At 52.1% G+C, this 14,034-nt stretch carries 11 protein-coding genes; 9 read left to right on the top strand and 2 right to left on the bottom strand.

Annotated features, from left to right (window positions below):
* Positions 1 to 152 precede the first annotated feature (152 nt).
* The 4 genes from QT397_07615 (at position 153) to QT397_07630 (ending at position 3,929) form a co-directional block, all read left to right on the top strand.
* Positions 153 to 533, top strand: a complete 381-nt coding sequence (locus QT397_07615) for a hypothetical protein (GenBank protein WNZ57202.1) — start codon at positions 153 to 155, stop codon at positions 531 to 533.
* Positions 534 to 948: 415 nt separating this feature from the next.
* Entirely contained in the window at positions 949 to 1,629 is a 681-nt protein-coding gene (locus QT397_07620; GenBank protein ID WNZ57203.1) for a hypothetical protein, read from the top strand.
* Positions 1,630 to 1,801: 172 nt separating this feature from the next.
* Positions 1,802 to 2,647, top strand: a complete 846-nt coding sequence (locus QT397_07625) for a MoxR family ATPase (GenBank protein ID WNZ57204.1) — start codon at positions 1,802 to 1,804, stop codon at positions 2,645 to 2,647.
* A gap of 100 nt (positions 2,648 to 2,747) precedes the next feature.
* Positions 2,748 to 3,929: a VWA domain-containing protein gene (locus tag QT397_07630; protein WNZ57205.1), complete on the top strand. Its 1,182-nt coding sequence runs from the start codon at positions 2,748 to 2,750 to the stop codon at positions 3,927 to 3,929.
* A 42-nt stretch (positions 3,930 to 3,971) separates the two neighbouring features.
* Here QT397_07630 and QT397_07635 read toward each other — a convergent pair whose 3' ends face one another.
* Together QT397_07635 and QT397_07640 are read right to left on the bottom strand one after the other, a co-directional pair.
* Positions 3,972 to 5,189, bottom strand: a complete 1,218-nt coding sequence (locus QT397_07635; protein ID WNZ58514.1) for an amidase family protein — start codon at positions 5,187 to 5,189, stop codon at positions 3,972 to 3,974.
* 12 nt (positions 5,190 to 5,201) lie between these two features.
* A complete protein-coding gene (locus tag QT397_07640) occupies positions 5,202 to 6,695 on the bottom strand; it encodes a peptide MFS transporter (protein WNZ57206.1) in 1,494 nt (497 codons plus the stop codon).
* Between the two features lie 166 nt (positions 6,696 to 6,861).
* Here QT397_07640 and hrpA point away from each other — a divergent pair, with 166 nt between their 5' ends.
* The 5 genes from hrpA to QT397_07665 all read left to right on the top strand — a co-directional run bounded on the left by hrpA (position 6,862) and on the right by QT397_07665 (position 14,030).
* Positions 6,862 to 10,776 (top strand): ATP-dependent RNA helicase HrpA, encoded by a 3,915-nt coding sequence (gene hrpA, locus QT397_07645; protein WNZ58515.1) that lies wholly within the window; start codon positions 6,862 to 6,864, stop codon positions 10,774 to 10,776.
* A 239-nt stretch (positions 10,777 to 11,015) separates the two neighbouring features.
* A complete protein-coding gene (locus QT397_07650; protein ID WNZ57207.1) occupies positions 11,016 to 11,315 on the top strand; it encodes a hypothetical protein in 300 nt (99 codons plus the stop codon).
* 88 nt (positions 11,316 to 11,403) lie between these two features.
* Positions 11,404 to 12,249 carry a DUF692 domain-containing protein gene (locus QT397_07655; protein ID WNZ58516.1) on the top strand — a complete coding sequence of 282 codons (846 nt, stop codon included), beginning with the start codon at positions 11,404 to 11,406 and terminating at the stop codon, positions 12,247 to 12,249.
* Entirely contained in the window at positions 12,230 to 13,000 is a 771-nt protein-coding gene (locus QT397_07660) for a putative DNA-binding domain-containing protein (GenBank protein ID WNZ57208.1), read from the top strand. Before QT397_07655 ends, QT397_07660 begins: the two co-directional genes overlap by 20 nt.
* Before the next feature lie 127 nt (positions 13,001 to 13,127).
* Positions 13,128 to 14,030: a VacJ family lipoprotein gene (locus tag QT397_07665; protein ID WNZ57209.1), complete on the top strand. Its 903-nt coding sequence runs from the start codon at positions 13,128 to 13,130 to the stop codon at positions 14,028 to 14,030.
* The last annotated feature ends 4 nt before the right edge of the window (positions 14,031 to 14,034 follow it).

The raw sequence follows: 14,034 nt of genomic DNA on the forward strand, positions 1-14,034 counted from the left end.
GCTCCTCAAATCATTCTTCGGATCGATTTATGGCTGGCAGTGCTTGTCTGCGAAGCGGCGTAAATATGCCGGTTCCGAGCGAGTGACGATGTAAAGGACCCTGGCATATTTGCCCGATATTGGATCGGTGTGCCAGAAAGTAGAGTGAGAGAATGACAGAAGATTTCCAATTTGCCTGGATGGTATACGCCGCTTCAACACTGGTTATGCTGTTGGCGGGCTGGTGGTTTATGCGCAATTGGCGCTGGAGTTGGGTACGCCAGACTCTACTGTTAGTGGCTGCGGCGGTGTTGCTGGCGCCGGCAAAGACCTCTGTAGCGGAGTCAGTTGCTGTGCCGGTGTTGCCGCTATTTGTTTATCAAACGCTGTTTGAAGAAAATGGAGCGGCGCCAGAAGTCACTACCAATTTGATATTCGCTTCGGGTGGAGCCCTGGCGATCATGGTTGTTTGGGGGATTGTCAGCTTGCTGATGAGGTTTCGCCGGGATAGGCGTCGTCGCTTTGATGAAGATCCCTACTTTAACGAACAATAACCCAAGATATGGCTGTCATGCCTGAGGGCAGGGTAGCCATTCCCCCAGTATTTTTTGTTGCACTTTAATTCACTTGCGCAGCCATCGTCTCTCCTCGACGCCTATATCCAGGCCTTCACTCGGTTGCTCGTATCAAAGGCGCTAAAACCCTTTAGACCGACAACCCCAGTCAATGACAGCTGCTATATCTATTAAGCTGGTTCCCGCTGTGGCGCAATGCAAAACAATGTAAAAGCCGCGTCACTTTTCTGCCAGGTATCCAGTAACAACAAGAGGCGGCTGTATCCAGCATGTGGGAAATACCTCGCACCTAATAGGGGAAGAGGGCAAGGGCAGTCGTGAATAGAGTGAAATATTCAGTTCAATACCCACTTGCCCGGATTGGCAGTGAGAGCCGAATGGCTGAGGAATGCTGATGCTCGATCACCTGCTTATATTGACTGCAGTAATGCTGGTTTCGGGCATTTTGGGTGGGCTGGTCAATTACTATCAAATGCTGTTCACCGAAGAAGATCCAGCGGGGCTCGCACGTTGCCTGATTATGGGGCTGTGTGGCGCCTTGATGGTGCCGATATTCCTTAAATTCACCCAGAGTGACTTGTTGATAGAAATCCAGGGTGACCCCTCGCGTTTATTGATTTTTACCGGTTACTGCCTGCTCGCTGCAATTGCATCCCGTATGTTCGTGTTTAACGCTGCGCGGCGCCAGTTGCGCGACGCCAGTATTGCCCGCGCCCGAGTAGAGAATATGGAGCAGGAACTGCGCACCATGCAGTTGGAAATGATGCCCCTATTGGAGCATGAAATTGAGGGCGATCCCGAGCAGGGGCCGACCATCGATTTCAATCAGATCCGTAAATTGGATGACAATGCCCTACAGGTGCTGCATTTGTTAAATACCGGGGAGTGTGTATTTCGGTCTCTTTCCGGCATGGTGCAGGACAGCGGTATGGAAACCAATTCTATAGCCCGCGCCTTGAATAGCTTGCTGGTGTTGGAGATGGTCGGGAAAATTCACAGTCACCTGGGCATCCGCTGGTATATCACCGGCAAAGGTCGCCAGGTTGTACACCGCCGCAGTACCCAGATGGCCTAGGCTGCTTCGGTAAGCCCACGCGTACTTTCAAGGCTCGCCCTGCGGGACTGGCAAATTTCCCCAGCGCAAGCTGGTCATCCAAATTGAGCGTTACCGCCTCGCCCCCAACCTGTTGTTCAATTATCATTCGCTAAAAGAGATAGTTAGCCTCGACGACAGGATTGGAGCAGTTATGAAGTTTACCGGTACCGAAAGCTATGTAGCGACCGAAGACTTGCAGATGGCGGTGAATGCGGCCGTTACCCTGCAGCGCCCACTATTGATCAAGGGTGAGCCCGGCACCGGCAAAACACTGCTCGCCGAGCAGGTAGCAGAGAGCCTCGGACTAAAGCTGATCCAGTGGCATATTAAATCCACCACCAAAGCCCAGCAGGGCCTGTACGAGTACGACGCGGTATCCCGCCTGCGGGACTCCCAACTGGGGGTGGATAAGGTTCACGATATTGGCAACTACATTAAGCGCGGCAAGCTTTGGGAGGCCTTTGCGGCAGAAGAGCGCGTGGTGCTGCTGATCGATGAAATCGATAAAGCGGATATCGAATTCCCCAACGACCTGCTGGTTGAGCTGGATCGCATGGAGTTCTTTGTCTATGAGACTGGAGAAACCATCAAGGCCAAGCAGCGCCCCATCGTAATTATCACTTCCAATAATGAGAAAGAGTTGCCGGACGCCTTTTTACGCCGTTGCTTTTTCCATTACATCAGCTTCCCCGATCGTGACACCATGCGCAAAATTGTCGATGTGCACTACCCAGGGATCAAAGGGCAGCTGGTGGCCGAGGCAATGGATATTTTTTTCCAGCTGCGCGAGGTTCCAGGCCTGAAGAAAAAGCCTTCTACCTCTGAGCTGATCGATTGGCTCAAGCTGTTGATGGCTGATGATATTCCCGGGGAGATCCTGAAAAACAGCGATAGCAGCAATGCCATTCCGCCGCTCTACGGTGCCCTGCTGAAAAACGAGCAGGATGTCCATATGCTGGAGCGCCTGGCGTTTATGGCCCGTCGCGATAATCGCTAAACTGTGTTGGTTAATGTCACCGAGGGCTTAGGTTGTCCTCGGTGATTTCGGCCCGGTTTAACCGGGTGTTATTTTTTCCCTGTGCTGACTGCGAATTATTATGCTGATTGGCTTTTTCCAGAATTTACGCCGCTATAAATTACCGGTAACCATCACCGAACTGCTGGCCCTGCTTGAGGCATTACAGCAGCGCCTGGTGTTTGCCGACCTTGAGGGATTTTACTTCCTTGCCCGCGTTTGCCTCGTCAAGGACGAGAAGCACTTCGATAAATTTGATCGCGCTTTCGACGCCTATTTTAAGGACCTTGAGACCCTCGACGACATTGTCGAGCAAATGATTCCCGAGGACTGGCTGCGTGCAGAATTTATGAAACAGCTGACCGAAGAGGAAAAGGCCCAGGTGCAAAGCCTCGGTGGCTTGGAAAAACTACTGGAGGAATTTAAAAAGCGTCTAGAGGAGCAGAAGAAGCGTCACAGCGGTGGTAATCGCTGGATTGGTACTGGCGGCACCAGCCCGTTTGGCAATAGTGGTTATCATCCCGGCGGTATCCGTGTGGGCGGCAAGGGGCGCAATCGCTCGGCGTCAAAGGTTTGGGAGAAGCGCCAGTTTAAAAATCTGGATGACAGTATCAGTCTGGGCACCCGCAATATCCAGGTGGCTCTGCGCAAGTTGCGCAAATTTGCCCGCACCGGTGCCGCGGAGGAACTGGATCTGGATAACACCATTTCCTCTACTGCACGCAACGCAGGGTTACTGGATATTCAAATGGTGCCGGAGCGACATAATGCGATTAAGGTGCTGATCTTCTTCGATGTAGGGGGCTCTATGGACCCCTATGTGCGCGTCTGTGAAGAACTGTTCTCCGCCTGTCGCTCCGAGTTCAAGCATCTCGAATATTTTTATTTCCACAATTTTGTTTACGAGCATGTGTGGAAAGACAACCAGCGGCGCTATAGCGAAAATACCTCGCTGCTGGAAATACTGCGCACCTATGGCAAGGACTACAAAGTAATTTTTGTCGGCGATGCGTCTATGGCGCCCTACGAAATTACCAGTCGTTTCGGCAGTGTCGAACATATGAATGAAGAGCCCGGTGCGGCCTGGATGGAGCGTGTTACCGATACCTACAGTAACCTGATCTGGTTGAATCCTGTAGGAGAGGAGTACTGGCAATATACTCCCAGTATCGGTATGACCCAGAGACTGGTGGACGGGCATATGTATCCGATGACCCTGGAGGGGTTGGATCGAGCCATCGCTTATTTGGTTAAAGGGCGTTAAAAAGCTGATCGCTTTTTCAGGTAGCACCTTAGGTGCTACCTGCTATTCGTGGGGTTTCGTTAGTTGCTCAACTAGAGAGAGAAGCGAAAAATCGCTTCGTGGAGTCATTATTAATGAGAAGCCACTGGGTTTCTCTATCTCTTTTCCCCCAGTATTAATCCCATTTTCTACGATAGAAAACAACGGCAGATGACACTGGGGGGTGCCCCAAAGCCCTGCAATAGCGGTTAAACCCAATAGTCGCTGGCGATTTGTTTGTACTTTGCTGGGTTCACTATCGGTCCCTTTCTTAATTGCGGTTGTGGGGGTGGTTGGTACTAGTAAAACGCTACTGTTGTCCGGTAGTAATGTTTCCATCAACTTGCACCACTGTTGTCGTTTTTCGTTGGCCCAGGATATCTCATCGTCGGTAATTGATAGGGCCATAGTAATTCTCGTGGCGATGTCCTCTGAAAATACCGGCCGGTATTTTCGCAACCAGTCTCCGTGAGTATTGGCGATGGCGCGGCCCTGCAAAATTCTGAATACATCCGCCAGTTCGCCCAGTAATTCAATGTCAGACAGGTGTTTAATCTCGCAGATAGGAAATTGATTATTTAATGTAGGAATAAATTCCTGGATTGCTGATTGAATGGGCGTATCTGCCAGTTGACTTATCTCGGGGCAAGTAACCAGGCGGGTTACTTTATTTGCGGACAAGTGCTGTGACGGGATTAGAATTTTGCCGACGTCTACAAGTAATGAAGGAGTTTGACTAAACCAACCGACAGTATCAAAGCAGGGTGCTAAACCGAAAACACCTTCGGTAGGAATAAGTGAGTGACTGGTTCGAATGCCGAATAAACCACAATAGCTTGCAGGTACCCTCACCGATCCGCCGGTGTCGGTGCCTAAGCCAATATCGGCTGTTCCTGAGGCCACGGCGGCGGCCGATCCCATAGAGGAACCCCCACAAAAATAGCCGGGCAGTTTAGGGTTGTCGGCAGAACCGTAGTGTAAATTACTCCCCTGCATGCTGTAGGCGAGTTCATCAAGGTGAGTAAACCCAGTAAAGGTTGAGCCGGCCTCCAGTAATTGCTGCAAGCTAAGTGCGGTTTTATTGGCAGGAGGGTGGGTATTAAACCACTCGGGGCTGCCTGCCGTATTTTTCTCCCCTTTCAATTGAAAGAGGTCTTTGACCGCTAAACGTACGCCTGTTAGTGGTCCGGAATCTGATAACGTTAAAGAGCGTGGTCCGTGCTCGCAAAATACGCCTTTTATGGGTTGGCTCCCTTATTTGTCATTACCGCTAAAATGCTTCGGCGGTACACCGTCGTGATCGGCGGTGATGCTCAGTTCCTCCTTGGTGGTTTCGCCCACCTTTACGTGAACCTCTTCTGCACCGTGCATCCAGTCCACCAGTTTCTCGCGAATAAAGTACAGGATAATTCCGGCAATAATTGCGGCCAGGGCTACTCCGCCAAAGGTTGCGAGTGGGCCGGATACACCAACGAGTTTACCGATCTCTGCGGCTCCTTTGTTGGCAATACCAATAAAGGCAAACCAAAGCCCCATCATCAGGGATAAATAGCGCAGCGGAGATAATTTAGTTACGACAGAGAGCCCAATTGGCGATAGGCAAAGTTCGCCAATGGTGTGGAAAATATAGGCAAATACCAGCCACCAAATACTCGCTTTAATGGTCTCTGAATCGCCAATTTGCAGGGCGGCACCGCACATGGATAAGAATCCCACGCCGAGAAAAACTAGTCCCAAACTGAATTTGGCCGGTGAGCTGGGTTCCCGGTCTCCCATGCCTACCCAGATACTGGCCATAATCGGCGCGAGGATAATAATAAACAGAGGGTTAACCATCTGCAGCCAACTGGCGGGAATCTCCCACCCCAGCACATTCAGGTCGGTTCGATATTTGGCGAATAAGTTCATTGAGCCGGCAGCTTGCTCAAAGCCAGCCCAAAAAATCACGATAAACACACCCAGCACCAAAATAACTTTGATGCGGTCGCGCTCCTCTTGAGTCAACGGGCGGCGCTTATCGACGTCCTCATCTTTCTTGTCTTTCAGTTCCAGGTGCGCAGAAGGTTCTACACCGATTTCTCCCAGGTAGCGTTTGGCTTGGGTCAACTGCAGGATTAGGCCGGCTAACATGCCAAGGCCAGCGACGATAAAGGCCAGCTGGTAATCCACCTTTTCCCCAATCCAGCCCACCAGTAGGTAACCGAGGATAGAGCCCAGGTTGATGCCCATATAAAAAATGGTAAAGGCGGTATCCCGGCGGTGGTCACCTTCCTCGTAAAGGTCCCCGACCATGGTAGAGATATTTGGCTTGAAGAAACCGTTGCCGATAATCAGTAAGGCTAACCCGATCCATAGCATATAAATTTGGCTGCCATTTGGCAGCCAATCGTGGGGGAATCCCAGGGCGAACTGCCCCAGCATCATCAAGGTGCCGCCGAACATAATACAGCGGCGCTGGCCCCAGCGATTATCTGCCATCCAACCGCCAATAATGGGGGTTAGGTAGACCAGCATTGCATACCAGCCCAGGTAGCTGAGGGCTTTGGATTGCAATTCGGTATCGGTCAGTTGTTCCCAGCCGAAGACTGCGGCAGTCGCTGTAGAGGTCAGGTAGAAGACAAAAATACCACGCATGCCGTAGTAGCTGAGACGTTCCCACATCTCAGTACCAAACAACAGGAAGAGTCCTTTGGGGTGGCCAAACAGCTGGCCTGCGCTGGCGGGGGGCTTGGGCTTGATCTCTTGCATAGTACTGCTCGCAAGGTATGACCCTGAGGAATTGCACCAGCAGTATAGGCCGTGCCCCTCAGAAGAAGTGCTATTCGCACCAGTATAGATGAGCGCCACAATAAGGTTTGATAGCCCTGCGGTGCTCAAGGGGTATAATCCCGCGTTTGCCATTGCTGTACGAATTATGAGTCACACCGAAGCAGAAAAAGTACTGGGGGCGCTGCAGGCCCGAATCTCCGCGACCATGGGGCGTGACCGCTATGGGTTGCGCAGGACTGTCAAAAATGTGCGCCGGCGCCAGAAAGAGGGCAAGCCGGTAGATCGCATGTTGGCCCAATTGGAGCAACAGCTCCAAGCGTCTGAGACCCTGGTGGAGGAGCGCCGGCGCAAGTTGCCGGAAGTGCAGTGGCCGGAGTCTTTGCCAGTGGTAGCGCGGCGGGAGGAAATCGCCGAGCAGATCGAGAGAAATCAGGTTGTAGTGATTGCCGGTGAAACCGGTTCTGGTAAAACCACTCAGTTACCAAAAATTTGCCTGTCACTGGGCCGGGGAATTTTCGGCCAGATCGGCCACACTCAGCCGCGCAGGATTGCCGCGCGCACTGTAGCCAATCGAATTGCTGAGGAACTGGGGCAGCCCCTGGGAGAGTCCGTCGGTTACCAGGTGCGCTTTACCGACCACAGCACCGAGCATACCCACGTCAAACTGATGACAGACGGTATCCTGCTGGCTGAAATTCAGCGCGATCCCCTGTTAAATAAATACGATACGTTGATCATCGATGAGGCCCATGAGCGCAGCCTTAATATTGATTTTCTGTTGGGCTATTTGAAAACCATACTGCCCAAGCGCCCTGACCTGAAACTGATAATTACCTCGGCCACCATCGACCTAGAAAAATTTTCCCGGCACTTTGGCGATGCGCCGATTATCGAGGTTTCCGGTCGTACCTACCCGGTGGAAGTTCACTATCGCCCCGCAGCGGATACGGATGCAGATCTCAACGAGCAGGTGGTCACTGCTGTGGAGGAGTTGCTGCACGAGGAAAAGTCCAGCAGTCGGCGCGGTGGGGATATCCTGGTATTTATGAGCGGCGAGCGGGAAATCCGCGAGTGCGCCAAGGCTTTGCGCGATGCACAGATAGCGCAATTGGAAGTGCTGCCCTTGTATGCCCGCTTGAGCCTTGCGGAGCAAGCCAAAGTTTTCCACGGCCATAAAGGCCGTCGCATTGTACTCGCTACCAATGTGGCAGAGACCTCTATTACGGTGCCCGGTATCCGCTATGTGATCGACCCGGGTACTGCACGAGTGAGCCGCTACAGCTACCGCAGTAAAATTCAGCGGCTGCCTATAGAGCCGGTTTCCCAGGCCAGCGCCAACCAGCGTGCCGGTCGCTGTGGCCGTGTCAGCGCCGGTGTTTGTGTGCGCTTGTATGAAGAGCGGGATTTTGAGCAGCGCCCGGAATTTACCGATGCGGAAATCCTGCGTACGAATCTGGCCGCAGTCATTCTGCAAATGTTGCAGTTGCGTATCGGTGATATCCGCGAGTTTCCATTTGTCGATCCGCCGGACCCACGACTGATTAATGACGGCTATAAATTGCTGCAGGAATTACAGGCGGTAGATGAGCAGGGCCGGGTCACTAAATTGGGGCGATCCCTATCTAGGTTGCCTTTAGACCCGCGCCTGAGCCGTATGTTATTGGCGGGGGCAGAGAATGGCAGTGCGCGGGAGCTCTTGATTATTGTCGCCGCTCTGGCCGTGCAGGACCCGCGCGAGCGCCCGGCAGAAAAGCGCCAGGCTGCGGATGAAAAGCATCGCCAGTGGCAACATGAACAATCGGATTTTTTATCCTTCGTTCAGCTGTGGGATGCCTTTGAAGTCCAGCGTCAGGAACTGAGTCAAAATCAGTTGCGCAAGTGGTGCCAGAAAAACTTCCTGTCCTGGCTGCGTATGCGCGAGTGGAGAGATATCCACCACCAGCTGCGTGTGGCCTGTCGCGATCTCGAAGTTAAAGAAAACAAAGAGCCGGCGGAATACGAAGCGATACACCGAGCCATCGTGGTGGGATTGCTGGGCAATATTGGCGCGCGGGATGAAAACAAGGAGTTTAACGGCTGCCGCAATCGTCGTTTCCATATTTTCCCAGGCTCCGGTCAATTTAAAAAACCTCCCCGCTGGGTGGTGTCTGCCCAGTTACTGGAGACCAGCCGCCTGTTCGCCCATACCGTAGCCAAGGTCGAGCCCGAGTGGATATTGGCCGCCGCGCAGCACCTGGTTAAGCGCAATTATTTTGAACCCCATTTTGACGCTCGCTCCGGGCAGGTAATGGCCTTTGAGAAGGTCTCCCTTTACGGTTTGGTGCTGGTGGAAAAACGCCGAATCCCCTACGGCAAACTGGACCCGCAAACTTCTCGGGAAGTGTTTATTCGCCAGGCGCTGGTGGAGCAACGCTATCGCGGTAAGGGCCGATTTTATAAGCACTATCTCGACCTGTTGAAGTCCCTGGAAGAGCTGGAAGCCAAATCCCGTCGCCGGGATATTCTGGTGGATGATGAAGTGGTGTACCGTTTCTTCGATGAGCGTATCCCAGCGGATATCGTCAACCTGGCTGGATTTGAGCACTGGCGCAAGAAAGCGGAATCCAGCGATACACAGCTGCTGTTTATTCCCCGCGACTTATTGATGCAGCAGAGTGCCGATCATGTGGGAGAGGCCCAATTCCCCAATGAGTTGCAGGCGGGCGGTATTGTCTATCCGCTCAGCTATCACTTTGAGCCTGGCAGTGTGGATGATGGCGTCAGTATCCAGGTGCCGGTTGCAGCGCTGCACCAGGTGCCGGCAGCTCGCCTCTCCTGGTTGGTGCCGGGAATCTTGCGGGACAAGTGCATCGCTCTGGTAAAAGCCCTGCCCAAGCAGTGGCGCAAGTATTTTGTGCCAGTGCCGGCTGCGATAGATAAGGCTTTGCCCCGACTGCGTGCAGACAATACCCCGTTGTGGCAGTCGTTGGCTCTGGAGCTGAAGCGCCAGACAGCGCAGCAGCTGCCAGATGAGGTATGGGAGTCTGCGGAACAGGCCCTGGAAGATTATTACCGTTTCAATATCCAGGTGATGGATGAAGCCGGTAAATTGCTGGATCAAGATCGGGATTTGGCCCTATTGCAGGCGCGCTACCGGGATCGGGTACAGCAGGGGCTGGCAACAGCTGGCGACAGTTTTGAGCGGGAGGGTATTTCCCGATGGGACTTCGGTAATCTTCCAGAGACCCACACCCTCAACCAGGGCGGGCTCAAGGTGCGGGCTTACCCCGCGCTGGTTGAAGGAAAAGACAGTGTTTCCCTGAAGCTACTGGATAACCCCAGTGAGGCTCGCAGGCTTACTCGCGCCGGTATTTGCCGTTTGGCTCTGTTGCACTTGCCGGAGAAGGTGAAGTATCTGCGCAAAGAGCTGTTGCGAGGCAAGGAGCTGGGGCTTTCTGCAGCGGATCTGGGGCGCCGTGAGGAGGTAGCTGACGACATCCTGATGGCAGCCGTGCGCGAAGTTTTCTGGCCCAAAGAGGAGTTGCCGCGCACCGAAGCTGAATTCCTGGCCGCTTTGGAAAATGACGGTGACTTGGTGGGGGTGGCCCAGGAGATTGGTGATCTGTTGGTCAAGGCCCTGGCTCAGCTGGTGCCACTGCGCAAACAAATCAAACAGCAGAAAAACCTGGCGGTCGCAATGGCGGTGGGGGATATCCAGCAGCAACTGGCTGGGCTCTTCTACCGAGGCTGCTTGTTTGATACTCCGCTGTCATGGCTGCGCCAGTACGGCCGCTATCTGAAGGCGATCGCAATGCGCTTGGAAAAGGCCGCTCTCGACCCTAACCGTGACCGAAAACTGCAAGTTGAATACCAGAAGGCGGCGGAGCCTTACTTGGCGCAAGTGGAGAAATATTCACCCAGAGAACTCTCTGCAGAGGCAGAATTGCGTGAGTTTCGCTGGATGTTGGAGGAATTTCGTGTTTCCTTATTCGCGCAGACTCTAAAAACCCTGATGCCGGTGTCATCCAAGCGCTTAAGCAAGTCATGGGCAGAAATTGATGGGAAAGGTTTGCTTGGTTGATTTTCTCTATGGAAAAGAGATCACAAAAAAAATTTTGATCAAGTGTAAGAATTTGATGGAGAGCCCGACAGAAGTACTGAAAGCAGGCCTGGAGCCCAGAATGACCCCTTGATACCGGTTATTTTGTGGCGGGTTCTATTCAATGACTGATTTTTGTTTCGCAGCATTATACTTCTGCGGAGTGGAAAAAAGTCTCTTGTACTTTTTATTGCTAAGGACACCTAGTTAGGAGATTCACTATGAACAAGAAGCACCTTTCCCCTGTAGCCGCCGCAGTTGGCGCAGCGTTTATCGCCACTGCCGCTATGAATGTATCTGCTGCCAACAGTAATGCTAACCCCTTTGCCGCAGCAGACCTGAGCTCAGGCTACAACGTGGCGCTGGCTGATCACGACGGTGATGATAAAAAGAAAGAGGGTAAGTGCGGCGAAGGCAAGTGTGGCGAAGGTAAGAAAAAAGAAGGCAAGTGCGGCGAAGGTAAGTGCGGCGAAGGCAAGAAAAAAGAAGGTAAGTGCGGCGAAGGTAAGTGTGGCGGGTAATTTTTCGCTGTACTCAAAGAGGGTGGATACGCTTTAGCGATCCACCCTGTTTTTTATTGATCGCTGAAAAAAGTGAGACCTGAAAGTGTTGCGCGAGTTTTCCATAGAAGGTGCTGGGTTTGGATTGCGCCGGTCAATGATGGGTGAAAACCTTGATACAGATGCCGTAGATTTTCTGGAGGTAGCACCTGAGAATTGGATTGGTGTTGGCGGTCGCTATGGGCGCTGGTTTAAGGAATATACAGAGCGTTTTCCTTTTTTACTTCACGGTTTATCTCTCTCGATTGGTGCACCAGAACCATTGGATATGGACTTGGTTGCAGCCATTAAAAAATTTATCAAGCAACACAATATTCGCGGTTACAGTGAGCACTTGAGTTATTGCTCAGATCACGGCCATCTGTACGATTTATTGCCCATTCCCTTTACGCAAGAAGCGGTGATGTATGTTGCCGAGCGAATCCGTATGGTCCAGGACGCACTGGAAGAACGGATTGCAATGGAGAATGTCTCCTACTATGCGGCGCCGGGCCAGGAGATGACTGAACTGGCTTTTTTAAATGCGGTGCTGGAAGAGGCCGATTGTGATTTGCTTCTGGACGTGAACAATATTTATGTAAACTCGATTAACCACCGCTACGATGCGCTGGACTTTCTATCTGCACTACCTACTGAAAGAATTCGCTACGTACATATTGCCGGGCACTATGATGAGGCAGAGGATTTAAAGGTGGACACCCATGGTGCACCGGTTATTGATCCTGTGTGGGAACTACTCGATCGCGCCTACGATATTCACGGTGTGATGCCGACGCTACTTGAGCGGGATTTTAATATTCCGCCGATTCCCAAATTACTCGAAGAAGTAGGACATATTAAAACCATTCAGGCCAGTCACCAGGTGGAAGAGAGTTATGTCCTCAGTCGTCGATAAGCCCGAGACATTCAAAAGTGTGCAGCGGGACTTTGCTGCCCATTTGCGCGCACCGGATCAAGTTGCGCCGCCGGCAGAAATTGAGGACCGGCGTGTCGCTATTTATCGAGATTTGATTTACAACAATATTGAATCCTTTGTTGCCAGTGGATTCCCGGTATTGCGCAGTCTTTATAGCGACGAAAACTGGCATCAAATGGTACGTGATTTTGTCCACAAACACACATCCGTTAGCCCGTATTTTTTGCAGATCAGTGAAGAGTTTCTCTCATATTTACAGAACGAACGGGGAGAACAACCACAAGATCCTCCGTTCCTGTTGGAGCTTGCCCACTACGAGTGGGTAGAGTTGGCTTTAGATGTCAGTGCTGTGGAATTACCGGAAGGGCTGGCGATAGAGGGGGATGTTTTACAGCAAGTTCCTGTAGTTTCCCCTCTTGTCTGGAGCCTCAGCTACCGCTACCCAGTGCATCGGTTGGGGCCGGATTTTCAGCCCCAAGAGCCGCCGGAGGTACCGACGTTCCTTTTCGTATACCGGGATCGTTCCGACAAAGTGAATTTTATGGAGATCAATGCCGTCACCGCCAGATTGTTGCAGTTGGTCTCTGCGGGCGATTACACCGGCTTACAAATATTGGAACAGATGGCTCAGGAATTACCCAATATTAGTCGTGACTCCTTATTTGATTTTGGTGCCGATTTATTAGAAAAACTACTGAATAAAGGGGTTATTGCCGGTTTAAAGGCTTAGCCTGTGATTGCCTGAAACTCCTTTATCTTTGGCAAATCCCAGCTGCTATGCTGCCGAGGGTAGCTTACGAATTACTAGGGCGTTAGAATCCTTGGTCTCACTAGTTTGATATAAGAGGAGCAGGGTTGTGCTTGGAAGCAAAACTTTATCGCCCTGGTTAATGGCAACTCTGATAGCTGTTACTCCAGTAGGGGCGCTAGCGCAACAAGATCCGTTTGGTGGTGCAGCTCAAAACCCGGCTGCGGTAGATACCAGCGGAGCAGAGGATGCCAGTGCCGATGACGGGGGCCTGTCTCTCGAGGATGAGTACGGCTTTGATCCTGCCGATGAATTTGGTGGTGCCGAGGGCGAAGATTTATCACTTCGCGACCCCTGGGAAGGTTTTAATCGGGCCATATTCTCCTTCAACGATGGTGCAGATCGCTATGTGTTGAAGCCCGCCGCTGTCAGCTATCGCCAAATTACCCCGATTTTCGTGCAGCACGGTGTCAGCAACTTTTTCGACAATCTGCGCGAAGTTACCAATACTTTTAATGATGTTCTGCAGGGTAAATGGGGCCAAGCGGGCAATGACGCGGGTCGTTTCCTGGTGAATTCCACGGTAGGTATTGTCGGTATTCTGGATGTTGCCCAGCACATGGGTCTCGAGCAGGGTGATGGCGAGGACTTTGGCCAGACTTTGGCTGTTTGGGGTGTGCCTTCTGGCCCCTACCTGGTTTTGCCGCTACTGGGGCCATCCACTGTACGGGATACCCCAGCTAGGGTCGTGGATTACTACACCAACCCCTTGACCTATGTAAATGACGACGCGACCAAATATGCATTGAAGGGTACAGATATCATTCAGAGCCGTGCCAGCCTGCTGCAAGCGGAGTCCCTGTTGCATGGTGATCGCTATGTACTCTTGCGGGATGCTTACCTGCAGCGCCGCGACTATTTGATTGTCGATGGTGAAATGGATGTTCAAACCGAAGAAGAGGCCGCAGAGGCAATTGATCAGGGTGAAGTGGAAGAGGCTTCCGACTACTGATTTG

Origin of the sequence: Microbulbifer sp. MKSA007, assembly GCA_032615215.1 — a bacterium.
In the GTDB taxonomy this organism is placed as follows: domain Bacteria; phylum Pseudomonadota; class Gammaproteobacteria; order Pseudomonadales; family Cellvibrionaceae; genus Microbulbifer.